General features: G+C 42.7%; 28 protein-coding genes and 1 riboswitch. Of the genes, 8 read left to right on the top strand and 20 right to left on the bottom strand.

What is annotated here, in order from left to right:
* Positions 1-39 precede the first annotated feature (39 nt).
* Positions 40-924, top strand: a complete 885-nt coding sequence (locus ACP7A0_RS10395) for an ROK family protein (protein WP_106061698.1) — start codon at positions 40-42, stop codon at positions 922-924.
* The gene (locus tag ACP7A0_RS10390; protein ID WP_426005043.1) at positions 921-2,840 is read left to right on the top strand and encodes a BglG family transcription antiterminator; all 1,920 of its coding nucleotides are present in this window, start codon (positions 921-923) and stop codon (positions 2,838-2,840) included. The genes ACP7A0_RS10395 and ACP7A0_RS10390 overlap by 4 nt, the downstream gene beginning before the upstream one ends.
* 63 nt (positions 2,841-2,903) lie before the next feature.
* On the opposite strand, the gene arr is transcribed toward ACP7A0_RS10390, so the two are convergent.
* The 4 genes from arr to licT all read right to left on the bottom strand — a co-directional run bounded on the left by arr (position 2,904) and on the right by licT (position 8,163).
* Positions 2,904-3,320 (bottom strand): NAD(+)--rifampin ADP-ribosyltransferase, encoded by a 417-nt coding sequence (gene arr, locus ACP7A0_RS10385; RefSeq protein WP_106061696.1) that lies wholly within the window; start codon positions 3,318-3,320, stop codon positions 2,904-2,906.
* A 470-nt stretch (positions 3,321-3,790) separates the two neighbouring features.
* On the bottom strand, positions 3,791-5,212 hold the full coding sequence (locus tag ACP7A0_RS10380) for a glycoside hydrolase family 1 protein (protein WP_060595442.1): 1,422 nt from the start codon (positions 5,210-5,212) through the stop codon (positions 3,791-3,793).
* A gap of 19 nt (positions 5,213-5,231) precedes the next feature.
* The gene (locus ACP7A0_RS10375; RefSeq protein ID WP_060595441.1) at positions 5,232-7,091 is read right to left on the bottom strand and encodes a beta-glucoside-specific PTS transporter subunit IIABC; all 1,860 of its coding nucleotides are present in this window, start codon (positions 7,089-7,091) and stop codon (positions 5,232-5,234) included.
* A gap of 235 nt (positions 7,092-7,326) precedes the next feature.
* Complete coding sequence (licT, locus tag ACP7A0_RS10370; protein ID WP_066031389.1) at positions 7,327-8,163, bottom strand: BglG family transcription antiterminator LicT; 837 nt, start codon at positions 8,161-8,163, stop codon at positions 7,327-7,329.
* Positions 8,164-8,348: 185 nt separating this feature from the next.
* Here licT and ACP7A0_RS10365 point away from each other — a divergent pair, with 185 nt between their 5' ends.
* Positions 8,349-8,549: a hypothetical protein gene (locus ACP7A0_RS10365; RefSeq protein WP_060595439.1), complete on the top strand. Its 201-nt coding sequence runs from the start codon at positions 8,349-8,351 to the stop codon at positions 8,547-8,549.
* A 34-nt stretch (positions 8,550-8,583) separates the two neighbouring features.
* Here ACP7A0_RS10365 and ACP7A0_RS10360 read toward each other — a convergent pair whose 3' ends face one another.
* Together ACP7A0_RS10360 and ACP7A0_RS10355 are read right to left on the bottom strand one after the other, a co-directional pair.
* On the bottom strand, positions 8,584-10,203 hold the full coding sequence (locus ACP7A0_RS10360; protein ID WP_106061695.1) for an APC family permease: 1,620 nt from the start codon (positions 10,201-10,203) through the stop codon (positions 8,584-8,586).
* A gap of 342 nt (positions 10,204-10,545) precedes the next feature.
* A complete protein-coding gene (locus tag ACP7A0_RS10355) occupies positions 10,546-11,514 on the bottom strand; it encodes a rhodanese-related sulfurtransferase (protein ID WP_060595437.1) in 969 nt (322 codons plus the stop codon).
* Between the two features lie 199 nt (positions 11,515-11,713).
* Here ACP7A0_RS10355 and ACP7A0_RS10350 point away from each other — a divergent pair, with 199 nt between their 5' ends.
* Entirely contained in the window at positions 11,714-12,796 is a 1,083-nt protein-coding gene (locus ACP7A0_RS10350; protein ID WP_060595537.1) for an iron-containing alcohol dehydrogenase family protein, read from the top strand.
* 41 nt (positions 12,797-12,837) lie between these two features.
* On the opposite strand, the gene ACP7A0_RS10345 is transcribed toward ACP7A0_RS10350, so the two are convergent.
* From ACP7A0_RS10345 to ACP7A0_RS10320, 6 genes are all read right to left on the bottom strand, one after another.
* A complete protein-coding gene (locus ACP7A0_RS10345; protein ID WP_106061694.1) occupies positions 12,838-13,665 on the bottom strand; it encodes an aldo/keto reductase in 828 nt (275 codons plus the stop codon).
* An 81-nt stretch (positions 13,666-13,746) separates the two neighbouring features.
* Positions 13,747-14,163, bottom strand: a complete 417-nt coding sequence (locus tag ACP7A0_RS10340) for a hypothetical protein (protein WP_106031890.1) — start codon at positions 14,161-14,163, stop codon at positions 13,747-13,749.
* Between the two features lie 29 nt (positions 14,164-14,192).
* Complete coding sequence (locus tag ACP7A0_RS10335; RefSeq protein WP_034664351.1) at positions 14,193-14,654, bottom strand: DUF523 domain-containing protein; 462 nt, start codon at positions 14,652-14,654, stop codon at positions 14,193-14,195.
* Positions 14,651-14,896, bottom strand: coding sequence for a hypothetical protein (locus ACP7A0_RS10330; RefSeq protein WP_034666639.1), 246 nt, complete (start codon positions 14,894-14,896; stop codon positions 14,651-14,653). The genes ACP7A0_RS10335 and ACP7A0_RS10330 overlap by 4 nt, the downstream gene beginning before the upstream one ends.
* 111 nt (positions 14,897-15,007) lie before the next feature.
* Positions 15,008-15,466 carry a MarR family transcriptional regulator gene (locus ACP7A0_RS10325; protein WP_034664352.1) on the bottom strand — a complete coding sequence of 153 codons (459 nt, stop codon included), beginning with the start codon at positions 15,464-15,466 and terminating at the stop codon, positions 15,008-15,010.
* Positions 15,467-15,715: 249 nt separating this feature from the next.
* Positions 15,716-16,888, bottom strand: a complete 1,173-nt coding sequence (locus tag ACP7A0_RS10320) for an MFS transporter (RefSeq protein ID WP_268496318.1) — start codon at positions 16,886-16,888, stop codon at positions 15,716-15,718.
* 77 nt (positions 16,889-16,965) lie between these two features.
* Positions 16,966-17,065: riboswitch (purine riboswitch) on the bottom strand.
* Positions 17,066-17,461: 396 nt separating this feature from the next.
* Between ACP7A0_RS10320 and proS the strand changes: the two genes are divergently transcribed.
* Both proS and ACP7A0_RS10310 read left to right on the top strand, forming a co-directional pair.
* On the top strand, positions 17,462-18,895 hold the full coding sequence (gene proS / locus ACP7A0_RS10315) for a proline--tRNA ligase (RefSeq protein ID WP_426005036.1): 1,434 nt from the start codon (positions 17,462-17,464) through the stop codon (positions 18,893-18,895).
* 142 nt (positions 18,896-19,037) lie between these two features.
* On the top strand, positions 19,038-19,214 hold the full coding sequence (locus ACP7A0_RS10310; RefSeq protein ID WP_003216908.1) for a hypothetical protein: 177 nt from the start codon (positions 19,038-19,040) through the stop codon (positions 19,212-19,214).
* A 35-nt stretch (positions 19,215-19,249) separates the two neighbouring features.
* On the opposite strand, the gene ACP7A0_RS10305 is transcribed toward ACP7A0_RS10310, so the two are convergent.
* The 7 genes from ACP7A0_RS10305 to ACP7A0_RS10275 form a co-directional block, all read right to left on the bottom strand.
* Positions 19,250-20,026 carry a sulfite exporter TauE/SafE family protein gene (locus ACP7A0_RS10305; RefSeq protein ID WP_426005034.1) on the bottom strand — a complete coding sequence of 259 codons (777 nt, stop codon included), beginning with the start codon at positions 20,024-20,026 and terminating at the stop codon, positions 19,250-19,252.
* A 59-nt stretch (positions 20,027-20,085) separates the two neighbouring features.
* Complete coding sequence (locus ACP7A0_RS10300) at positions 20,086-20,316, bottom strand: sulfurtransferase TusA family protein (RefSeq protein WP_034664361.1); 231 nt, start codon at positions 20,314-20,316, stop codon at positions 20,086-20,088.
* Between the two features lie 33 nt (positions 20,317-20,349).
* A complete protein-coding gene (locus tag ACP7A0_RS10295) occupies positions 20,350-21,477 on the bottom strand; it encodes an MBL fold metallo-hydrolase (RefSeq protein ID WP_426005032.1) in 1,128 nt (375 codons plus the stop codon).
* Between the two features lie 14 nt (positions 21,478-21,491).
* Positions 21,492-22,052 (bottom strand): sulfurtransferase TusA family protein, encoded by a 561-nt coding sequence (locus tag ACP7A0_RS10290; protein ID WP_426005030.1) that lies wholly within the window; start codon positions 22,050-22,052, stop codon positions 21,492-21,494.
* Between the two features lie 47 nt (positions 22,053-22,099).
* Complete coding sequence (locus tag ACP7A0_RS10285) at positions 22,100-22,453, bottom strand: rhodanese-like domain-containing protein (protein ID WP_088003756.1); 354 nt, start codon at positions 22,451-22,453, stop codon at positions 22,100-22,102.
* A 14-nt stretch (positions 22,454-22,467) separates the two neighbouring features.
* Positions 22,468-22,950 carry a DsrE/DsrF/DrsH-like family protein gene (locus tag ACP7A0_RS10280; protein ID WP_003216959.1) on the bottom strand — a complete coding sequence of 161 codons (483 nt, stop codon included), beginning with the start codon at positions 22,948-22,950 and terminating at the stop codon, positions 22,468-22,470.
* A gap of 122 nt (positions 22,951-23,072) precedes the next feature.
* The gene (locus tag ACP7A0_RS10275; RefSeq protein WP_003217059.1) at positions 23,073-23,333 is read right to left on the bottom strand and encodes a metal-sensitive transcriptional regulator; all 261 of its coding nucleotides are present in this window, start codon (positions 23,331-23,333) and stop codon (positions 23,073-23,075) included.
* Positions 23,334-23,526: 193 nt separating this feature from the next.
* Here ACP7A0_RS10275 and ACP7A0_RS10270 point away from each other — a divergent pair, with 193 nt between their 5' ends.
* Positions 23,527-24,033, top strand: a complete 507-nt coding sequence (locus ACP7A0_RS10270; protein WP_426005026.1) for a hypothetical protein — start codon at positions 23,527-23,529, stop codon at positions 24,031-24,033.
* 47 nt (positions 24,034-24,080) lie between these two features.
* Here ACP7A0_RS10270 and ACP7A0_RS10265 read toward each other — a convergent pair whose 3' ends face one another.
* Positions 24,081-24,290 carry a hypothetical protein gene (locus tag ACP7A0_RS10265; protein WP_106031881.1) on the bottom strand — a complete coding sequence of 70 codons (210 nt, stop codon included), beginning with the start codon at positions 24,288-24,290 and terminating at the stop codon, positions 24,081-24,083.
* 453 nt (positions 24,291-24,743) lie between these two features.
* Here ACP7A0_RS10265 and ACP7A0_RS10260 point away from each other — a divergent pair, with 453 nt between their 5' ends.
* Complete coding sequence (locus ACP7A0_RS10260; protein ID WP_106039382.1) at positions 24,744-24,944, top strand: DUF255 domain-containing protein; 201 nt, start codon at positions 24,744-24,746, stop codon at positions 24,942-24,944.
* Positions 24,945-25,348 lie beyond the last annotated feature (404 nt).

Genomic DNA, 25,348 nt, shown 5'->3' with positions numbered 1-25,348 from the left:
CATTTGGATTTCGCCCCTCTTTAATGGAGGGCATTGATCATGCGAATTGGAGGCATTGAAGCAGGCGGAACAAAATTTGTCTGCGGCTACGGAACAACAGACGGAACGATTGAACACATGACTTCCTTTGCAACAGGAAACCCAATTGAAACATGCCGGCAAGTGATCGATTACTTTACAAAGCATCCTGTCGATGCAATTGGCATTGGGGCATTCGGGCCTGTCGATGTAAAAGAACAAAGCCCAAGCTATGGGACGATTTTAGATACACCAAAAACAGCCTGGCGCCAATTCCCTTTCCTCTCTACCTTAAAACAAGCCCTTGGGCTCCCGATGAAGCTTGATACCGATGTGAACTGTGCAGCACTCGGAGAAGCCCGCTTTTCGGTCGAAGCACAAAAGCCTGCTTCTTTGGTTTACATCACAGTTGGAACAGGAATAGGTGGCGGTGCCTATATTGAACACCGCCTCATTCACGGATTATTGCATCCAGAAATGGGGCATATCACCGTTCAGCGGCATCCTCATGATTCCTACGGAGGCTGTTGCCCAATACATCACGACTGTTTAGAGGGACTGGCATCTGGACCTGCCATAGAAGGACGCTATCATACATTGGCACCAATGCTGCCAGAGGAGCATCCTGCCTGGTCACTTCATGCCTACTATCTCGGGCAGATGACCGCCAATTTATTACTCACTCTTTCACCAGAGCGCATCATTCTCGGCGGAGGTGTGATGAAACAGCCCGCTATGCTGCCGCTCATTCTTGATGAAACAGAAAAGCGGCTTGGCGGCTATTTGAAACTGCCAAAGCCTTTAAATGAAATTATCACCAAGCCATTCTTTGATGGATTATCTGGTTTAATGGGCGCAATCGCTCTTGGTACTGATGCCTTACAGGCGCAAGGAGCCGCGCAATGATGATGACGGCAGATCCTCGAACCTATCAGCTGATTCAGCGGCTATTTGAAACGAAGGGGTTCGTGAAGCTGGAGGAGCTCACTGCCTCTTTTCGCTTATCTGACCGCTCCATCCGCAATTTAATCAAAGAAGCAAATGAACAACTAAAGGAAGCTGGAGCCAAGATCAAAACGATCCGCGGAAAGGGATACACCCTATTAACAAGTGACCAAGACGCCTTCCTGCTTTGGCTTCATCAACAGAAGCTTCCTGCCCGCTCTCTCGTCCCCGTCATGCCAGAAGAGCGTGTACGATTTATGATGAGAAAGCTATTGCTTCAACCGGATTACTTAAAAATTGACCAGCTGGCTGAAGAACTGTTTATCAGCCGCATGACGGTCAGCAGTGATTTAAAAAAAGGACGAGAGCTGTTAGCCCGTTACGGCATGACCCTTGTGTCAAAGCCTGGTTTTGGATTAAAGATTGAGGGAGACGAGTTGCAAAAAAGAACATGCTATGCAGACTTACTCCTTGAGGAAGAGCCTGCACTTTCTCATATCACCGAGCGGGAGCAGCTCCATTTTCCTGATATTTCTCTTGAAACCATTCGATCTATTGTCTTGACGAACCTGCATCAAGAGTCATTGCTCATTAAAGACATTGCCTTAAAAAACTTAGTCATTCACTTAGCGATTGCGATTCAGCAGACACGAAAAAACCAGCGGATATCCGCCAGTACCACTCGTACACAAAGATCACCAGTCTTAATGAGAATTGCCCAAAAGATCATACAGCAGGTAAGTGACACCTTTCACGTCATCTTATCAGAGGATGAAACAGATTACTTAGTGATGCATCTATTGGCGAATCAAACGTGGAAAGAAGCCGCCCAGCATCAGACGACAGTGGAAGTTCAGCAGGCGGTTGCGGTCTTTCTACAGCACATTGAGAAAACAAGCGGCCACCGCTTTGCAGATGACAACATCCTGCAGCAAGACTTGATGCTTCATATGAAGCCATTATTAAATCGAATCCAATATGGCGTATCCTTACAAAATCCGCTTTTGCATGAGATCAAAGCGTCCTATCCTTACCCGTTTGATTTGGCTGTCAGCGGACTGAATGCCTTACAGCTGGTACGGACGCCAAATGAAGACGAGGCGGCATATGTTGCTCTGCATATCGCTGCTTCATTTGAAAGAAGTCAGCTCGATACCTCGCAAAAAAAGAAAGCCATTATCGTGTGCGGGTCTGGACTAGGGACGGCAAGACTGCTTGAAATTAAATTGAAGGCAGCCTTTCAGCACGAACTGGAAATCGTCGAGCTGTATTCCTATCAGGATTATCTAATGAGCACCACCCTGCCCTGTGATGTCATCATTACAACCGTCCCACTCGCATCAAAGGGAAAACCCGTGATTCAAGTCAGCGCTTTTTTTGAACATCATGATGTACAGCGGGTAAATGAGATCATTCATTTATTAAATGGACATGGGACTCCCTCTAAAGAGCTGATGGCATTTTTTCAAGAACGATTGACCTTATTGAATGCTGACCTATCCAGCAAGGAGGAGGTATTAGACACACTATGCAGCGGTTTAGAGAAGCATCAGCTAGTATCGCCTTCTTTTCGGTCCTCGGTGCTTGAGCGGGAGCAAATGTCGTCTACCTATCTTGGCAGAGGAATGGCTATGCCTCACCCGCTCATCACAAATGAAGGCACATCCTGCGTAGCCATCGCACACTTAAAACAGCCAATTGACTGGCAGGGAGACCAAGTATCACTTGTCTTTTTATTAGCCATTCATAAGGATGACGCAGTCTGTATGAATCAATTCTTTGAACAGGCCGTCGATTTACTGGACAATCCAGACCGCATTCACTTCCTGAAGCAAGCAAAAACATTTGATGAGTTGATGGATGCATTGTTTCAATAAAATAGAACAAAGGCCGCCCAGTTGTTGATGAGGCGGCCTTCGTGTTATTTAGAATATGGATCATCAATCGTATATGACATTTTTTCCTTCTTCACTTAATTTCTTCAAAGAGCTCAGCATATGATTGATTTCTTCATCAGAATGTCTTTCCCATGAACCTAATTCTGCGACAATTTTCAAAGGGGATTTCGATCGATAAGAACGTGTTGGATTGCCGGGAAATTTTTTGTCAGTCAAATTCGGATCATTTTCAAACTCGCCTAACGGTTCTACAAGATATATTCTCTCTTTCGCATCAGACCTTGCTAACTCAGCACCCCATTTGGCCGCATTTAATGTTCCAGTGAAATAGATATGGTTTGATTTTTTATCCTGAAAATTGGATAAATACAGCGGTTCAAGCAGATCTCCAATCTTCAATTCTGCTTTCGTCCCATGAAAAAATGGGCCAGGATCTAAAACCTGCTCATTGTCATTCATACAGCCGCACCCCTTATCGTTTTTGACTTGCGTATAACAGTATACGGCCTGATCTGGGCGGAAAACAGTCTGTAAATGAGATTGTATTCGCGGTATAATAATAGTAGAGAGCAAGATGTGATTGGATCTAAAAAAATGGAAACTTCTCATTAACACCAACAAGTACAAAAACAAGAATACCTTCCACAGCTGATAGAGTCACAATCACACCATGGTTCATTGGGTATTCCTTCGCAATTAATTTCTGACCTATATAATTCAAAGCATAAAAAATGAAAAACAATAAGAAAAACAGAAAAAGAATCGTCATCATATAAACAGACCCTCTCTTATAATGGATATTAAACCAAATTTTACAATATATAATTAGACTATCATTTTAGAACAACTCGAACAATATGATCTTGCTAATAGAGTGAATGAAGAAAAAAAGCCAGCCACCCGCATAAGGTGATTGGCTTTTTTATCTGTTACTCCCCGATGTTCTCTCCATTTTGCTGAATCAAGGTTTCGTACCAATAAGAGCTCTTTTTACGAATTCGTTTGAGGTCTTTTAGGTCAAATTCGTCGCGGTTGACGTAGATGAATCCGTAGCGCTTGGAGCATCCTTGGTGTGTGCTGATTAGATCGATTGCAGACCACGGGCAGTATCCGAAGACATCGACTCCGTCTGTGATCGCCCATTTGATTTGTTCGATATGCTTTTCTAAATAGTCAATTCGATAATCATCCTGAATCGAACCATCTTCTTCTAACTTGTCGAAAGCACCCAATCCGTTTTCTGTAATAATAAGCGGCAGCTGATAGCGGTCATAAATCTCGCGCATCGTTGAACGGAAGCCGACAGGGTCAATCTCCCAGCCAAACGCATTTTTACTTAAGAACGGGTTGTTGCCGCCTTTGTATACGCCATCTTCACCAGATTTTAAATGCTGATCTCCGCCGCGTGCAAATTCATCGTTGCCATCTCCTTTACTCGCTTCAACCGTTTGAGATGTGTAGTAGTTAAAGGCAATGAAGTCTGGCTTCGCACTTTTCAAAATATCCATATCTCCCTCTTCAATAACAGGAAGAATGTCTTTTTCTTTCATGTATGCCCAAGCAAGGTTGTTATAACGGCCGAAGACTGCCATATCAAGATACAGCCAGTTGCGGATCGCATTGTAATTCGCCGCAGCAAGCACATCCTCAGGCTTTGGAGATGCCGGATAAATGAGCGCAATATTTGGTGCTGGTCCAATTTTCGCTTCAGGCAGCAAACGATGACAAAGCGTCATGGCTTTCGCCTGAGCTACGAGCATATGGTGGTTCTGCTGATACAGTTCTTTTTTTGGATTTTCTAAATTTGGATCAAGTGTACCGAGCGCCGATCCATGTAAGATCATCATGTTTTGTTCATTAATGGTCAGCCAATAGTTTACCTTCTGGCCATATTCCTTAAAGAGAACCTCTGCATAACGTTCAAACGCATCTACTGTCGCACGATTTGACCAACCGCCTTTTACTTGAAGCGCATGAGGCAGATCAAAATGATACATTGTCACGATTGGTTCAATGTCATAGCGGCGCAATTCATCGATGAGAGAATGATAGAATTCAATCCCCTTTTGATTGATCTCCCCATCTCCATCTGGAATGATCCGTGTCCATGCAATAGAGAAGCGATAAGCCTTTAAACCCATTTCTGCAAACATCTTCACATCCTCTTTATAGCGGTGATAGTGATCGCTTGCGACTTTAAAATCCGTTGTCCCTTCAGGGTAACTTGCTCTCATATCAATGACAGAAGGCCCCTTGCCATCCTCGTTCCACGCACCTTCTACTTGATAGGCGGAAGTAGATCCGCCCCAGAAAAAGTCCTTTGGAAATGGTGCTAGTGTTGAATATCTCATAATTTCTTCCTCCTCTTGATTAAACGAGATGTAAAAATGATTGTCCTGGTGTAATTTGTTTTACTTCTGTTTCAATAATATCGCTAAACTCACCGGAATTGGTAATAATCACTGGTGTTGTGACGGAAAGGCCGGAAGCTTGGATGGCTTCAATATCAAATTCTGCAAGCAGTTCACCTTCTGTGATGGTTTGCCCCTGTACGACCTTCGGGGTAAAATGCTGACCGCCTAATTGTACGGTATCCAGTCCAATGTGAATGAGCACTTCTGCTCCGCTTTCAGAAGTGAGACCGTACGCATGGCCTGTTGGGAACACCGTTGTCACAACTCCTGATACTGGTGCAAACAACTTGCCTTCTGATGGAATGATGGCTGCACCCTTTCCTAGTGCACCAGATGAGAATGCCTTATCCTGTACTTCCTCCAGCTTGATCACCTCGCCTTTTAAAGGACTCTTCACATGAGCTGCTTTGACCCCATGTTCGTTTTCCATTGTTGGTGCGGAAATCGGTGCTGGCGTGTCATCTTCATCTACTGGATCCTTAAATCCAATCAAATAAGTCAAGACGATGGATAGAACAAACGAGACCGAGATTCCGATGATGAACCCTGTAAACCCTTGTCCATAGAAAATCGGAAGTGTCAGTAAACTTGGAAGCCCTGACGCAATCGCAATACTTTGTGAATAACCGATGATCGCACCGCCGACACCGGCAGAGAGAACGGCTGCAATAAATGGTTTTTTCAAACGAAGCGTGACCCCGTATACAGCTGGCTCTGTAATCCCAAACACGGCAGAAACCGCTGTCGATCCAGCCAATGATTTCAGTTTTTTATTCTTTGTTTTCAGCATAACACCGATTGAGGCACCGGCTTGTGAGAATACAGCTGGCGCAGTAGCCGGCTTGATATGATCTTTTCCATGGACGGCGATATTATTTAAAATCACTGGCACTAGACCCCAGTGGATACCGAAGATCACGAGAACCTGCCATGCCATCGCAATTAAAGCACCTGCAAGTGTAGGACTAAAGGAGAATATTTTCAGCAAGACAGCTGCAATGCCGTTCCCTGCATACACACCAAATGGGCCGAATACAATGAGTGTCAGCGGAACAACCGTGACAAGTAAAATCAGTGGTGTAATAAAGTTTTTGACACTTTCATGAATGACTTTGTTAAAGAAACGTTCGATATATCCCATGACAAACACTGCCAAAATGATTGGAATAACCGTTGATGTATACGACATTAAGACGACCGGAATACCGAAGAAGGTCACATCTCCGCCGCCTTTTGACAACTCTTGAATGGTTGGGTAAATGAGTGCACCAGCAATCGTCACAGCGACAAATGGATTCGCTCTAAACTTCCTCGCCGAAGTGAATGCGAGCAGTAATGGCAGGAAGTAGAACAAGCTGTCAGACGCAGCAAATAAAATTTGGTACGACGTATCTTCAGGTGATAACCATTTCGCATTGATACAGATGCCTAATAGACCTTTTAAAATACCAGCACCCGCCATGACACCGAGAAGTGGTGTGAAAATACCAGAGACAATGTCGACGAATTTTCCGAAAAGGCTTGTGCTCTCTCCACCTGATTTTGCAGATGAAGAAGTGGAATCCTCTAATAGATTCGTAAACTCCCCAATTTCTCGATAAACCTCTGGTACGGTATTGCCAATGACTACTTGAAATTGGCCGCCGCTTTCCATGACGGTTACAACACCATTTAATTTTTCAATGGCTGCTTTGTCTGCTTTTGATCGGTCATGTAATGTGAAGCGAAGTCTTGTGGCACAATGGACCAGTGAATGAACGTTTTTCTCTGTGCCAATGTGTTTGATAATGTCTTCTGCTAATTGACGATAACTCATACAAAAACCCCCTTTTTTTCAAAAAAATACGTTTTTGGGCAAAATAAAAACCTAAACGGGCACCAAAAATAGTCGCAACTTGCCATTGCGCTTTTTCAGTGAACGTTTAGGTTTTGCCTGCCGAACAGTCACAATCCTCTAAGACGATCATTGTGAAACCGTATTCTTTTATGTTTATGAGCAAATAGTACCACTCAGCTTTTCTCATGTCAACGCTTTCTTTTAAAATCTACCTTTATTTTTCTCGTTTGATCAATCGATTCAAATGAATGGATAGATACAGCATCTCCTCTGATGTGAGATCTCGGTGATAGGTTTGATAGACATATTCTGCGATTTTCTTTGCACATTCGTAAGCCTTCGGATATTTCACCTTGATCAGCTGATACAAGTCCTGATCTTCGCTGACAAGCAGTGTTTCGTTGATCAGACGCTGGACGAAAAAGCGCAAATGCGTGAGAAAACGGTAATAGTTGAGTGAGTCTTCATCAAAATCCATGTTGAGATGATATTTCACAATGGTGAGAATGGCGTTTACTTCTTTTGTGATATTGACCGTTGTATTCATGTCCTCATTGAGCTCTGCATTAATGATATGCATCGCAATAAAGCCTGCTTCATCCTCAGGCAGTTCAATATGAAGACGCTCTTCAATCATCTCAAGACAGTCCTTTGCCACAAGAAATTCATCTTTGTATAAGCGTTTAATCTCCCAAATAAGCGAATTCTCAATGAGGTGATTTTTCTTCAATCGTTCGATGGCGTAATGAATATGGTCTGCGAGTGATACATGCAGACTTTCATTTAATCTTCGGTTCAGCTTTGTATGTGCATATTGAATCATTTCTTCGGTTACCTTGACCACATCATACGGAACTTCCAGAAGCAGCATTTTCATCCGCTCATGAACGGAGTGATCCTCCAGGCGGAAGACTTTATCGATTAACGATTCGTCTACCGGGTCTCCAGGCCGTCGTTGAAACGCGATACCTCTGCCCATGACGACGATTTCTTTACCTTGTTCATCTATCACACTAATGACATTATTGTTTAGAACTTTTTGTATCTGCAACCCCAAACACCTCCGTCTATGACCCACAATCTTCACTCAAAATATGCTCTCATCTTAACACAACTGTCAAATCACTTGGTGTTTTTATCTGACTTTTGAAATAGATTTCATCATGATTCTACCCCTTCATAGCTGGTCTGATCATTCAATTACCTGCATACAATACTCCGAGGAGGTGACCTTCAGTGAAGGCTTTTTTCTGGTCTGCATCATTTTTATTCATGCTTCTATTCACACTCGTTTTTCTAGGAATCGTGTTTTGGCTTAGTGGACAAGGCATGGATCAGCTTTGGAGATATGTGCTCATCTCATTTGTCACAGCAGCCGTTTTGCGTGGCGTCACCACTTGGCTGAGGCAGCACGTGATGCATCATTTATCAAAATAAAACGGCTGCCCGCGATATTCAGGCAGCCGTTCCTTTATTCTTTGGATGATGCGGCTTCTTGCTGAGAATTACGCAGCTCATCATTAATTTTTTTCGCATCCTTTAGAAATTCTGTTTCAAATCCACTTTTGAGTGCCCACATATAAAATAGCAAGGCAACCACTGTAATAAGTGCCATGTCCCAGCCATAATGAATGACGTTATAGCCGCCGAATTTGTCACTGCCAAGGCAGGAAATCGTCATCATCACAAGCAAGTACACGACCATCCAAGCACCCGCCTTAAAGTTGCGGCCGAAGCCTTTCCACTTCGCTTTTGCTTGATAGTAAAAATAGATCGGAAGACCGATGAGAATAATGAACAGCACCTGACCTGTTAACGGCCACCTCGCCCAATACAGCGTCAATGAGGCAAAGACAAAGCCGAGAGGAGCAATGATGCTGAGTCCTTTTATTCGAAGCGGACGATATAAATCTGTCCCTGTCTTTCTCAGTGTCATAACGGTCACTGGACCTGTCAAATAAGAAATGAGCGTCGCAACTGAAATGATTTCTGCAAGTACACCCCAGCCTCTAAATAAAAACAGAAAGATAAACGATACGGCTAAGTTAAAAAACATCGCTGGACGAGGCACACCATAAATAGGGTGCAGACGGCCAAGCACGCTTGGCATGTATTTGTTTTTTTCCATTCCATAAATCATACGAGATGTCGTCGCCGTATACGTAATCCCTGTACCAGAAGGTGATACAAACGCATCTGCATATAAAATCAGAACCAGCCAGTTAATCCCAAGCGCAATGGCAAGGTCAGCAAATGGCGAGTTAAAATTCAAATGGCCCCATCCATTCACAATCATGGACGGATTGACAGCACCGATAAAGGCGATTTGTAAAAGCACATAAATTACAGTCGCAATCAAAATGGATCCAACAATGGCGATCGGAATCGATCGGCCTGGATTTTTCGCCTCACCAGCCATATTAATCGGGCTTTGGAAGCCATTGAAGGCAAACACAATCCCTGATGTCGCAACAGCTGTCAGCACACTCGCCCAGCCATTAGGGGCAATACTTGTTCCAGAAGTAAAATTCTCACTATGAAAACCTACGAATAAGAGCGCACCAATTGTTAATCCTGGAATGACAATTTTAAACACAGTAATGAATGTATTCGCTTTTGAAAATAACCCAACTGTCCAATAATTGAGCAGAAAGTAAATCACAAGAAGTACACTGGCGACCATGAGCCCTTCTGTCGTCAAAACCCCTTTTGTGACCAAATGGCTTGTCCACTTTGCCCACTCCCAAGGCCATGAGCTCATATACTGGACAGAAGCCACCGCCTCAACAGGAATGACGGAGACAATAGCGATCCAGTTTGCCCAAGCAGCAATAAACCCGATAAAAGAGCCGTGTGAATATTGCGTATATTTCACCATTCCGCCTGCCTCTGGAAACATCGATCCGAGTTCACTATAAGACAAAGCGATAAATAAAATCACGACCATCCCAATCAACCAGGACAAAATAGCAGCAGGGCCGGCAATTTGAGCGGCACGCCAAGCACCGAAAAGCCATCCTGAACCAATGATTGAGCCAAGACCTACCATCATTAAAGCGAAAGTTCCCATTCTACGATGCAAATGATTCATGTTCATAACACCTTTCGATTAAATTACAAAGCATGTGCCCAAGTAAGCGTCTTTCTTACTTGCAGCTCACTTTTCATTCAATTGACAAATATTTCTTCAACTAAATCTTTACCCTTGTTCATTTTTTCGCCTGTTTTATTATCTCTCAATTCTCTATTTTCTGAAATAGTCGAACATGCTTATTTCTAAAGAAAGCGCTTTTTCAACGGTTCAATCTATTAGACTGAATAACTACCTTTACCCTTATTTTGAAAAAAACAAAACAAAAAAAGAAAGAGGAAATGAATCCCTCTTTCTTCTGAACCCTCTCGTGTATAGAAAAAAAGGATAAAGGGGGTCCCTCTATCCTTGTGAGATTGCTTGTTCTTTTTCAATCACAGCTAGTCTTTCTTGCACTTCTTCTTCAGACAGATTGTGCTGTTTCACATAAAGGTTACGTTCACTTGTACGACATTCATGGCTGCAGCTGCGCATATATTTATGCTCGCTTTCTTCTGTTGCAATCATTTTGCGGTTGCATGCAGGGTTTGCACAGTTCACATAACGCTCGCAAGGCTCACCGGTGAAGAAATCTTTTCCGACAACTACATGCTCTGTTTGATTCACTGGCACTGTTAAGCGGGTATCAAACACATAGCATTGACCATCCCATAGCTTTCCTTGAACTTCTGGGTCTTTTCCGTACGTGACAATTCCGCCGTCAAGCTGAGAGACATCTTCAAAGCCTTCACGCTTTAACCAGCCTGAGAATTTCTCACAGCGTACGCCGCCTGTGCAATACGTCAGGATTTTTTTCCCTTCAAGAATCTCTTTATTGTCACGAATCCACTCAGGTAATTCGCGGAATGTCTCGATATCAGGACGTACTGCCCCTCTAAAGTGGCCGACATCAAACTCGTAATCATTACGTGCATCAATCACAACGGTATCAGGTGATTGCATTTGCTCGTAAAATTCAACTGGGCTGAGATGTTTACCTGTTAATTCTAACGGGTTCACGTCATCTTCAAGGCTCAGATTCACTAGTTCATTTCGATGGCGGACGTGCATTTTTTTAAACGCATGACCGTCTGCTTCGTCAATTTTGATCGGCATAGACGCAAAGCGCGGATCTTCTTTTAACGCTTGCATGTACTTGTCCGTTTGCTCAATGGTACCAGAAACAGTTCCGTTCAAGCCTTCTGCTGACACAAGGATACGGCCTAACAAACCAAGCTCCTTACAGAATGCTAGATGCTCTGCTGTAAACGTCTCTGGGTCCTCAATGGGGACATATTGATAGTAAAGTAAGACACGATATTGTTTTTCCATATATATAAACACCTCTTAAATTTAATCAAAACATACCGTTCTTTATCATACAGGAAATACATACCTAAAGGCAATGTCAGCGGCTCAATTCCATAAAACGGAAGGGTCTTTCTCCTCATATTATCGATTATTTGACAGAACTTTCTGTAAAATGAGATGATTTATGAAATATGATGTTGTAAAGGAGCAGAACTCAATGATCCAGCCAGAAGATATCGTCAGAAGCGGCCCAAACCAATTTATTTCTCAAAAAGGGATTTATCATGAACTCGATTCACTTGTTTCTCCATCCTTCCAGTCGCCCGCTGTACTGACGGGACACGATTCATTTCATGCTTTTTCAGCGTACACAAAGCTTCCACCTCATTGGCCTGTTGTTCAGCACAAAGGATACAGTTCACCAAATGCGATCACACGAATTGCTGAAGAACTGAAAGGGGCAGATGTGATGATTGGGATTGGAGGCGGCACGATTTTAGACACCGCCAAGTCAGTAGCAGAAGCTCTTCAAATTGAAGTGATCATGGTTCCAACCATCCCAGGGACATGTGCTGCATCTACACCGCTTAGCGTCATTTATGATGACAAGGGGAATTTCATGAGAGTCGATTATCATAAACGGTCCAGCTACCTCACGCTCATTGATCATACATTTTTGCTTTCTTCTCCTCTTTCCTACCTTCAAAGTGGGATTGGAGATACGCTGGCCAAATGGTATGAAGCAGAAGCCATTATTCGAAATGCAAAAGACTCCTTACCGCTCATGGTGCATGCTGCACTAAAGCAGGCGGTATACGTCAGAGACATTCTTCTTTCCCATAGCGAAGAAGCCGTCCACAGCTTGACAACAGGGCAGCACTCGCAAGCATTTGCGGATGTAACGGATACCATTATTACATTAGCCGGCACGGTCGGCGGGTACGGGGGACGCTACGGCAGAATGGCAGGAGCGCACGCCATCCATAACGGATTGACATTTATTGAAGAAACGCATCACGTATTACATGGTCAAAAAGTGGCCTATGGCATTCTTGTTCAGCTTGCCGCAGAAAATCGAATGAGCGAAGTAGAAGAATTACTTGAGCTTTATGAAACACTCGGATTACCTAGAAATATGCGTGAGCTTGGCATCACAGCTCAGCTGGAAGAAGCCGCAAAAACAGTGGCAAGCCATGCTGCACGTGCAGACGAAACCTTTTGCTTGATTGGAGACTATTCCAAAGAGCAAATTGCCGACGCCATTCAAGTCATTGAAAACGTATCAGCCTCGAAAAACCGTTAAATAAAAAAAAGCACAGGCATCCACCTGTGCTTTTCTTTCGATTAAAAATCAAAGTTATCTGGATCTGGACCTGTGCGCTCATCTTCATTGAGCTGATCGATGACACCCATCTCATGTGCGGACAGCTCGAAATCGAAGACTTGTGTGTTTTCGATGATTCGGCTCTTCGTCACAGATTTTGGAATGGTGATAATGCCATGCTGCAAGTCCCAGCGAAGAATGACTTGTGCCACGGATTTGTCATGTTTTTTCGCAATATCCTGAAGAACAGGATGGTTCAGAAGCTTCCCACTGCCTAATGGTGACCACGCTTCTACATGAACCCCTTTCTCCTTGCAGTAGTCTCGTAAAGGCTCCTGCGTCAGCTTTGGATGTAGCTCGATTTGGTTGACCATTGGCACAACTTCTGCCTCTTCTAATAAATCATCTAGGTGGTGCTGATGGAAGTTACACACACCGATGGCTCGAACGCGTCCATCCTTATACAGCTTCTCTAGTGCTTTCCAAGTATCTTTATATTTACCTTCAACTGGCCAATGAATTAAATAAAGGTCTAATACATCTAGCCCAAGCTTGTTCATACTTGTTTCAAAGGCTTCAAGTGTTGCTTCATAGCCTTGATCACGATTCCAGACCTTTGTCGTAATAAACAGATCATCGCGAGAGATGCCTGATTGCTGAATGGCTTTGCCTACCCCTTCTTCATTTTGATAGGCCGCTGCTGTATCAATGCTGCGGTAGCCCGCTTCAAGAGCGTCTTTGACTGCATTTACAGCCTCATCCCCATCTTTTACCTGCCATACACCAAAACCTAGCTTCGGCATTTTTACTCCGTTTGCTAATGTGACTGTATCTGTTAATCCACTCATCAAACAAACCTCCGCTTCATTTTTACTTACCAAGCACTATACCCGAATTTTCTATTGATCATGCAAGAAATTTCGCTGGTGTTATTTGATATATTGTCCTATATCGACTTGATTGGCGTCAACGATTTGGTATTCGCTGATCTTATTTTTCGTTTTAGAACCATCATATGTCTCTAAATAAGCTTGATCATAAAAGACGAATCCGTATGTAACATTGCCTTCCTCTAACACCCTAATCCAATAAGACTCTTTTGTTTCTTTTTTAGCGCCATTCGCCTTCTTTAATTTCATACCTGAAAATTCATTCAGCAGCTTTTGAATATCTTCTTTCTTATCTACCACAACTTGCTCATTATCATGCTCAATTTGAATCGAAGTCACCTTATTCTTATCCAGTGAGGTCACATCATCAAAAGAGTATGTTTTGGTATTGATCATAAAATAAATACCTATTCCTATTAAAACCACTACACCTACACCAATGATCCACCTTTTCAACCTAGCTCCTCCTTCTATCCACGCCACACCTATTGAAACAACGAAGTCCAATCATCCTCCTCAGAGAACACTTGAATCCCGTGCTGTTTCAGCAAGGCGGACGTCACACCATCACCCGCTTTTGTCTTACCGTTAAACTCTCCCTGGTAAATCAGCCGGCTCCCGCAAGAAGGGCTGTACTCTTTTAACACAACCGCTGTTGCTTTCAGAGACTGAACCTGTTCCAGCGTGGCTTTTGCACCTTTTACATACATCTCTGTGACGTCAGTTCCATGAACATCGACAACAGCAGCCTGCCCCCGTAAAACATCATATCCATCTCCGCCAATGATTTCTGCCGGTGGTCTAGGCGTAGAGAAGCCGCCAAGCAGTTCAGGACAAACTGTCACAGCCTTTCCTTCCTGCACAAGCTCTTCAATTCGCTGATCTAATCGATGGCTGCCATTATACCGGACCTTCAACCCAGCAAGACAAGCGCTGACCACAATCATGAATGTTCCTCATTTTTATGGATTGAACGTTTTCTACTGACCGAAAAATAAATACTTATCGGCAAACAAAATATCGTGTACACCAAAAAGGGCAGAGCACAATACAAAGCAGCAGCCCAAATCGACCCTTCAACTCCAGTAATGCCAAAAAAATAAACATATAATAGCAAGCTGACAAACAATCCAACGAACGGCATGATAGTGGCAGACTTTTTAAAATTTTCCATCATCTCTTTCTCCAAAGAAGCTCCCTCCTTTTGAGCATGATCACGAATAACGTCAATATATGTTAATTTTACCATATAAAAAACCGAAATCATCTCATTTTCTACAATGGTTTCGGTTTTTTTAATCTATATCTTTTCTTTCCAAGCCTTCAAAAAGCGCTCAATCACTTGTAATTCATCTTCATGAAACTGCTGGAGAAATTCTAAGTAGGACGCGACGGCTTTTTCATGTAGTTCATCATGCAGCGCTGCCAATTGCGTGCCTTTCTCTGTCAATGAATAGTAGACGGACTTCTTATCCCCTTGCCGGTGGCAATAGTCCACCATGCCTTTATCAATTAGTTTTTTCACAGCCTTTGTAATAGCGGGCTTTGATAGCTTCAGTTGTTGAGAAAGAAATGTATTATTTGATTCGTTTGGATTGGCTTGAATCATTGATAATATGTGAAGCTGTGTGAGTGTCCAATCTTGTTTGAGTGTATCAGTCGTGGTAATCAGTGGATCTGTTGGATCATTCCGTCTCTTTTCTCTATGCATAATCAAATCTTGAATCGCTTTTAATACAATCTGCTCTTTTGTCTCCATCTGAACCTCCACTCTTAACTGGTTAATAAAATGGTACTAATAATTAAAAGAGGAGTCAAAAGAAATGTCAGTGTGAGAAAAAGAACAGGCCATTACACCTGAAAATGGTGTATGTACTTTTCTACTAGTTGACCCATCATGTCACAGCTCCTCTTTCTTTTATTTGCTATAATTCATGGAAAGAAAGGCTCTTTTCGTGTGATGTTGTAATAATATAGAACAGAAAAAAAGCTGCCTATCATGAGGCAGCTATTCAGCACGATGCTGACGATCCATATAAAGTGGCGGTCTCTTCAACGAAATCACCGCACAGCTAAAGGCAATCAGCACAAAAACTGCACCGAATTTCGCCAGATCAACAGATGAACCGGTCATCGTAAACAGGACACCGCCAACCGCTGATCCAATTGAGATACCAATTTGCAAGGCCGATGTATTTAAGCTTTGCTGAATATCAGACGTAACAGGATCTGTTTGAATCAAATAGCTCTGCAAGGCAGGCGTTAATGCCCAGCTAAGCGCTCCCCATAGGACAACCATGACCATAAAGAGGACAAACACACCCGCTGTATAAGGAATGATAAACATCACAACCGCAAACGCTATTGTCACCAGCAAAATGGCTTTCCCTGAACCCAGCTTGTCACTAAGCCAGCCGCCAAACCCATTCCCGCCAATAGATGCAAGCCCGAAGACCAAATAACAAATACTAATCCAGAACGGGGTCATATGCAGAACCTCCATTAAAAATGGAGTGAAATAAGAATAAAGCATATAATGACCTGCCAGCATAAACAAACTGATCAAGTGTGCACTAAAAATTTTCGGATGCCCTAAAGAACGAATTTGCTCTCTAAGGGGTGTGACTTTTTCAACAGGCATTTTCTCCAATAGGAAATAGATCAGCACCATCGATATCGCTGATAAAATACTGATTCCTAAAAACATCACTCTCCAGCCAAAGCTCTCTGTAATAAAAATACCGATCGGTACACCGAGAACAAGTGAAGAACTAATCCCAATAAAAATCAGCCCTAATGCCTTCGCACGTTGCGCTGGTTCCACCAATTTAGCAGTGATCGTCAGTGACAACACCACCACAAGCGCTGTACTCATCGCGATCAATACCCTAGAGATCATGACAAGGGCAAAGGTCGAACTAAAATATGTGAACACATTTCCTAATGTAAACACCAATAACGCGATTAAATAAAGACGCTTTCGTTCGATTTTGGCTGTGGCGGTCAGCAGCACGGGTGCTGAAATGGCATACACAATGGCAAATACGGTGATGAGCTGCCCAGCTGTTGCAAGAGATACATTCAAATCCTCTGCAAGGCTTGGCAAAATGCCCCCAACCACAAGCTCAACCAATCCAACCGCAAAAGTAGAAACGGCTAATAAATATACTCTCCAGTTCATGTCTAACATCCCTTCTCTATATCATCGCTTTCACTTTTGATACAGGGTGCAGACAAACAAAAAAACCCTGATTACAAAAAAGGAAAGCGCGCTTTTGTAATCAGGATTTATCGGATCCTGGTAGAAACCCTCAAACCATATTATTGAGGTTATACAAGTCTATTTTTTTCTTCAAATATATTAGCATAGCCTTACATAACTGGCAAGCTGTAAAAATAGGAAATGGCTGCAAATTCACGATCAAACAAAGCACTCAGAACAGCATGAAAAAAAACCCCAGTACAACTTGCTTTCTCCTGCATTTACAGGTAAACTGATGAAAAATCAACGAACATTGATCAACGTAGATCTGGAATAGTAGCTTGAATTGACCTTTAACAGAGAGGGAACGGTGCTGAGAAGTTCCTACTGACATCTTCAAGTGAACCTGCCGATTTAGTTCTGTTTCATACAGCGGTTCATACCGTTATCATGATCGAGTGTAAAGCTGTGCTTTAAATTAGGGTGGTACCACCAGGAATGGTCCCTAACTTAAAGCACAGCTTTTTTGTTTTTACAAAGGAGGAACATGCAATGTCAAAGAAACAATTTGTTGAAAAAATCACAAGCATGGAAGACGATTTTGCCCAGTGGTATACAGATGTTGTCACAAAGGCACGCCTCGTCGATTATTCAAGCGTCAGAGGCAGTATGATCATTCAGCCATACGGCTTCAAAATTTGGGAGAATATTCGCGACGAACTTGACCGCCAAATCAAAGAAACAGGGCATGAGAATGTGTATATGCCGCTCTTTATCCCAGAAAGTCTGCTCCAGCAAGAAAAGGATCATATCGAAGGCTTTGCTCCTGAAGTGGCGTGGGTGACACATGGCGGTGATTCGGAATTACAAGAAAGACTCTGCGTCAGACCAACCTCTGAAGTGCTGTTCGCCGAGCATTATAAAAACATCATTCACTCCTATCGTGATTTACCGAAGCTATATAACCAATGGGCCAATGTCGTCCGCTGGGAAAAGACAACACGTCCATTCCTTAGAACCCTTGAATTCCTCTGGCAGGAAGGGCACACTTGTCACGAGACTGAACAAGAAGCGATTGAAGAAACAGAAAGAATGCTCCATATCTATGCGTCTATTTGTGAAGAGCTTCTAGCGATCCCTGTCATTAAAGGCAGGAAAACAGAGAAAGAAAAATTCGCTGGCGCCCGCTTCACCTATACAGTCGAAAGTCTGATGCATGACGGAAAAGCCCTGCAAACGGCCACTTCTCACTTCTTCGGAAACGGATTTGCCAAAGCATTTGGCATCGAATTCTTAAACCGCGAAGGAAAACTAGAGCATGTCCAGCAAACCTCTTGGGGCTTTACGACAAGAATCATCGGTGCCATGATCATGGTGCACGGTGATGACAGAGGACTGGTCCTTCCGCCAAACATTGCGCCAACCCAAGTGCGAATCGTGCCAATCGCCTCTCATAAAGAAGGTGTGCTCGATCATGCCTACGAGTTGAAAGATCGACTCACCCGCATCGCACGTACTGACATCGATGCAAGTGATAAACAGCCAGGCTGGAAGTTCAACGAATGTGAAATGCAGGGCATCCCTCTACGTGTCGAAGTAGGACCAAAGGACATCGAAAAAGGACAAGTGATGCTCGCAAGACGAGACACTGGTGAAAAGCAAGCTGTCACCTTAGATACACTTGAACTAACTATTACATCCACGCTTGAAGACATTCAACGGACGATGTACGAAAAGGCGAAAGTACGATTACATGAAAAAACATCAAAAGCTCACACCATCGAAGACATTGAGCACATTCTTTCAGAAGAAAACAGATTGATCAAAGCAATGTGGTGCGGTGATGAAGATTGCGAAAACGACATCAAAGAGAGAACAGGGGCGACCTCACGCTGTATCCCATTTGAACAGGAATCCGTTTCAGACACATGTGTCTGCTGCGGAAAGCCTGCATCTGATATGGTCTTCTGGGCGAAAGCTTATTGAGAATCGAAACGAAAGAGAAGCATCCTTTACGATGCTTTTTTTTGTTAAAAAGACCCAAACACCCATTGACCTCACCTGCACGATCCCCTATAATTCATATTAATATAATCGGTTTTTAAGACTTTAACTGGAGTGGTGATATATGAAGCGCTGGCCCTCACTGTTTGCCGAACGCTGCCCTAAATGTAAAACAGCATTAGAAGTCTCTAAGTCCAATGCCCTGCAAGGCAAAGTCGTGAAAACGTGCCCCAACCTTCATTATCAAAAAGAGTTTCACCCAGCCCTTGAAACATATATCGAGCACGATGACGTCAAATAAAAAAGGCCAACACGTTTGCTTTGTTGGTCTTTTCTTTATAATAAATCAAGCCAAATTTTGACCGCTGTCGCCGTAATCATCACAGCTAGTGCCCATTGTAAGTAGACGGCATTGATTTTCTGACCGACCGTAGCACCAATCGGAGCGGCTATTAAACTTGCCAGCATCAGCACAACCGCAGGAAGAAGCATGACTTGACCCGTCAATACCTTTCCAGTCGATGCACCGATCGCAGATAGAAACGTAATCGCAAGTGAGGACGCAATCGTCATCCGGACAGGAATTTTTAAAATAGACAGCATCACCGGTACCAATATAAATGCTCCACCCGCGCCTAGCACCCCGGAAACACTGCCAATCACAAAGGCAATACCTGCCGCAAGCCCTTTATGAAAAGTGACTTCTCCCTCTGAGTCTGCACGCTGTCCCTTTTTTGGAATCAGCATGAGGATCACAGCCACTACCGCGAGCAATCCATAGACGAGATTCATCCCACTCTCTGGCATAAAGTGAGATACATAACTGCCTAATAAGCTGCCCGCCAATATACTGCTCCCCATATATAAAATCAACGACCGATGTAAATACCCGCTTTTTCGGTAGGCCAATACCCCACCCAGCGTCGAAAAAAGCACTTGAATGGCGCCAATCCCTGATACCTCGTGTGCTGATAGTGCCATCACACCGACCAGTGGCGGGATATAAAGCAGCATGGGGTAGTTGATCACAGATCCCCCGATTCCCACCATTCCTGATAAGAAGGAACCAATACATCCGATGATAAAAAGTGTAATCAAAAACGCAAAATCCACGCTGGTCTCCTCCTTTGCAAAAGGAAAAGGGGATCTTCAGCAGATACCCCTAATATCCTTTAGGACCCTTTTCTCACCCAGAATTTCAGCACATGTCCTTCATCCGTCTGCGTGATCAATTCATGTCCGCTTGACTTCGCCCATGCTGCCAAGTCAGCTTTAGCCCCTTTATCTGTTGCATGTATTTCTAAAACTTGCCCTTCCGTCAAGTCATTCATTTTTTTCTTCGTCCGAATAATCGGCATTGGGCATGCAAGCCCTGTTACGTCTAAAATTTGATCTGATGTCATTTGATTGTTCCTCTCTTCTTATTTTATTGGACATTACCGAATCGCACAACGGTTTGGACCAATTTCCATTTCACGCTGCGCTTCATCGTCTGGGCTCAGCTTCCCCATATTGGCTTGACGAATGTCTTGATAGGCGTTTGGCTGTGCAGGCAGATTCTTCGTGACCATTTGTCTAAATACGTCTTCATCTTCAATATTCAGTCCATGATTTTCTTCAAATAGAACGCCTAGCTCCTTCCAAACGCTTCCGTCTTCATTGACTTCATCCATGATCATGAAATGCGCTGGCAATACAATGAATTCTTTCGAAAGTGCTCTATATCGGTCATAAAGTGTTTCTCTCAAATCACCTACCCAGTCCTCCGCCATTCCAGCGAGATCAGGTCTTCCAATCGAATCAACGAACAAAATATCACCTGAAAGAAGATATTGATGATCCACGATAAAAGATGTTGAACCAATCGTATGCCCCGGCGAGTAAAGGGGGTGAATATCAATGGAAGCCGCTCCAATCGTCATCCGCTGCCCTTCTTCAAGACGGTGATATTCAAAGATCACCTCTTCTGCATCTTTTGGCGGCAGCCAGTAGCTGGCACCAGTCTGTTCAGCCAGTTTTTTCCCGCCAGAAATATGATCCGCATGAAGATGAGTATCCAACACTTGCGTGATAGAGACATGATGCTTTTTAGCAAAATGGATATAGACATCCGTCATTCTAGCTGCATCTACAATTGCGGCTTCTCCATTCGACATGATCATATAAGACAGGCATCCCTTGCCCATACGCACAAATTGATACAGCTCTCCACCGCCGGTTAAATCCCCGATCTTCACTGGCTCTAGATGCTCGCTCCACGCCTTCATACCGCCTTCTAAATAATGGACCGTTCTGCCCGCCTCTGACAGCATCTCCGCCACCATGATAGAGGAGCCTTCCTTGGCACAAACCACCAACAATTCACGGTCATAAGGAATGTGAGATAAAATGCCCTCTACTCCTTCAAGGAGATCAAAATAAGGCACATTCATATGAACGATTGCTTCCCCTTCGATCTTCCAATCCTGAACATCCGCTTGATTTCGCACATCTAGCAAAAAGAGCGGTTCTTTGTTCACGATCTTTTTTGTTAACTGCTCTGCGTTCATCGCTTTTACCGTCATGTTCCATTCAGCTCCTATTTTTCAATCGCTCCTGTCCAGCTATTCATGCCTGGCACGATGTTCACCAATTGATGAAATCCTTTTTCTTTTAACTTTTGCGCAGCTAATTCACTTCTTCTGCCTGAGTGACAGATCAGATAAATGTCCGTCTCCCGGCTCAATTCCTCCGCACGTTGTTCAACCTCACCAAGAGGAATATGAACAGCTCCTGGAATATGCCCCGCCTCGTATTCATCCAGCTCTCGCACATCTAAAATAAACAAAGATGGATCTTCTTTTACTTTCTGTTGAAAAGTCTCCAAAGACATTTCCGAAATCATGGACTTCCCTTCTTTCTCTTGTTCTCCGCCCTTACGAATCAAATGATGAAGCACCTGGCCCTCTACTTTTGTTTCTAAAAATTCGTGGCCTGCACTTTTTGACCATGCCGCTAGATCCGCTGCTGATCCTTTATCAGTGGCTTGCACTTCCAGTACGTCTCCTGGTAAAAGCTCATTCATTTGTTTTTTTGTTTTCACAATCGGCATCGGGCATGCCAGTCCTTTTGCATCTAAAATGACAGTTGGTTGCTGCATGTCTTATCCTCCTTTATATAGGGGTGGGGGTATATTTTATTGCGCATTTAATGCCAAGCATTCATGCCACCCTTGATGTTTGTAATCTGAGTAAATCCCTGCTTCTTCAATATTTTCGCCGCCTGCATACTTCTCATTCCGCTTTGACATATCACATAGACCTCTTCATTTTTCTCAAGCTGAGAAGCTCGTTTCTTCAAATGAGACAACGGGATGTTTTGAAAGCCTTTGATATGATTTGTTTGAAATTCACTAGGAGATCGCACATCAATGAGCTGTTGACCTTTGCTTTTCAGCTTCTTTTTCATATGAGCTGCATCCATTTGCTTTACACCTCGTACCGGCAAAAAGCGGCTCACGAGTAATCCAATTACGATGATGAGTAAAATCGTCTGCACCATCCTGCTTCACCTCACTAGATAAATAAATTCACACGTCCGATTTCAGCCTCTGCTAAATATGCCGCTACACCAGCATATTGAATGTCATCTAATAATTCTTTCTCCTGTAATCCTAAAAGATCCATCGTCATTGTACATGCCACGAGATTGATATCCTGCTCCTTCGCCATCTCAATGAGCTGCGGCAAGGTCATAGCATTGTGCTTTTTGATCACATGCTTGATCATTTTCGGCCCCATTCCCGCAAAATTCATCTTGGAAAGCCCCATGCGATCAGCCCCGCGCGGCATCATCTTGCCAAACATTTTTTCTAAAAATCCTTTTTTCATCGGTACCATCTCATCCTTACGCAAGGCGTTCAGCCCCCAAAACGTATGGAAAATGGTCACCTCATGATCATAGGCTGCTGCACCATTAGCAATAATGTAAGCTGCCATCGCTTTATCATAATCTCCACTAAATAACACAATCGTCGTGCGTTTTTTCTGTTCTTCCATTCTGCTCCTCCTTCAACAATTACCTATGGGGGTATATAGAAAATAAAAAATATACATATACCGGTAAGGGTATATTACATCAAGTAAAAAAATCCGTCAACCACCAAAGGCTGAGGAATTTCTTACCGGCTTTTCACCAATAGCTCAACTGCCTCTTTCACAAGACCTTCCGTATCCTTGCCTTGTTCAAGACTTTCACGAACACATTGCTCAAGATTTGTACTCACAATCACACCCATTGCCCGATCAATGGCATTACGTGATGCTGACAGCTGCGTCACCACCTCGCGGCAATCCTTTCCCTGCTCCATCATCGCAAGAACCCCTTTAATCTGCCCTTCAATCCGGCGAAGACGGTTCTTCATCTGCTGATTATATTCCATGTACCAGCACTCCTTTCTATTCTTTCTATGAACAGATAGTATACCCTAAGAGGTATTTAGTCAAACGACTTGCCCTCCTTTTTATAGAGAAAGGATAGATCATATGTGAAAAGAATTGCACATTCCACCATTTATTGATAAAAAGAAGTTAATCAATGCACGAGAAATTAGTTGGCGAAAAGAGGACACACATATGACTTTACATCACTATATTGGTGCTAATAAAGAGCTGCCGCTTGGTACCTTTGGTCAAAAGCCTACCTATAAACCACTCTCTGAACTCAATATCAAAACGGTTGATAGAAAACGAAAAAAGCCCAAAACCTATCAAAAAGAAGAGCCCTTGATAGAAGTATACGAAACAGAAGAGGACTTTGCTGGCATTCACATTGCTTATGTAGATCCGGTCTATGAAGCCGTAAGAGACAAATTCACGCATCCTTTTGTTTATGATTTAGGCATCATTCATTCTCTCCGTCCTCTTTTCCTTTTCATTGAAACAGAGCTGTCCAAAGGAGAAACCATTGAAATCTACTCTTGTGTAGACGGCCTGGAAACGAAAGAAAAAGACGATCAATTAGATGTAGAAATTGACCTAAGCAAAAAACGATTTGGGAAACATATCGATTTTAAAGAGATCGATGAACTGATTGATATGTTTGAATTAGAACACTTACAATATGTGATGGTGAAGAAGTAGAGGAGAATTGAAATGGAACATCAATGAGGCGTTGAAAAGTTTAGGCCTCAATTATCTCTGTGTAGATCATCGTAAACTTTTTCAAAAATCTCTATTGGCATTGAATACTTCGTTGTTTTATCATTACGGTAATTAACCACTATATCAATGTGATGTAGCTTTTTTTCAAATTCAATAATTGAATTCTCCCATCTATCTCGAACGGATATGACACAATTACCGTTTTTCTTTTCCTTTTTCTGATAAACATAGTCCATTTTATCTCTCCATTCTTATTATTTAGTATTAGATAGGTGAATTGACGTCACGTTGTAAATCAGTGATACCCAAGAAACATGAAGATAAAGAAACTAAATGTGGTGAGTAAGTTTAAAAACGTATAAAGATAATTTCTACTATAAATACTTAATATAATACCAACTGGACCTAATAGATAATTCAATAACCATAATCCGCTTCCATATCCAAATATCAAATTAGGGCTCCATAGTAGAACACCTATTACAAAGCATAGTAGTGATAACCGTCTCATTATTTTTTTAGACATTAGAACTCCTTCGAATTTTAAAATTGTAGGGTGTTTATTCAGTTTCCAAATATAAAGAAAAACCTATATTTTAACAAAATGATACACTCAAATAATGACTTAGTCTCTACTCCTTAAGAAATTTAAGATGAAATTAAACTAATGATGTAAAAGCAGGTGACCTATGCCAAACAACCAAACACCCAACCAACTCATCAACGAAAAATCACCGTACCTCCTTCAGCACGCCCACAACCCAGTTCACTGGTACCCGTGGGGGCAAGAAGCCTTCGACAAAGCCAAGCGTGAAAATAAACCAGTGCTTGTCAGCATCGGCTACGCCACTTGTCACTGGTGTCCTGTTTGTTTAGCTACTCTGATATAAAAACAGAATAACGCAAAATCAAAAGATCAACTAGTAATGTTTGATTAGCTTGCAAATGCCTCGAGTGTTACAAAGATTCGAACCCCTCAATTTAATAATATATGATATGGATTTTATAAGATGCACAGAGAAAAAGAACAAACTTCTAACTAGATATGCTCTTTTTTTGTCATATTGTTGCCACCTATAAATGAAGCATATTTTTTGTCATTTAATATGCTTGAAACTGCATAAAATAACTAATAATTGGGGAGGATAATAATGATATCTGCAACAAAACACTTGAGGATGCGACTATTTTGATTTATAATTTCTGTAAAGACATCAAACAAAAAGTTTGTATATTAGGTGCTTTCCTAATGAATCTTGGAAAGTTCCAAAATTCTTGTTTCAAAATTGTAAGC

Origin of the sequence: Bacillus sp. DWP3-1 (genome assembly GCF_049896565.1) — a bacterium.
Classification (GTDB): Bacteria; Bacillota; Bacilli; order Bacillales; family Bacillaceae; genus Bacillus.
This window is presented reverse-complemented; position numbering and strand designations above follow the sequence as displayed.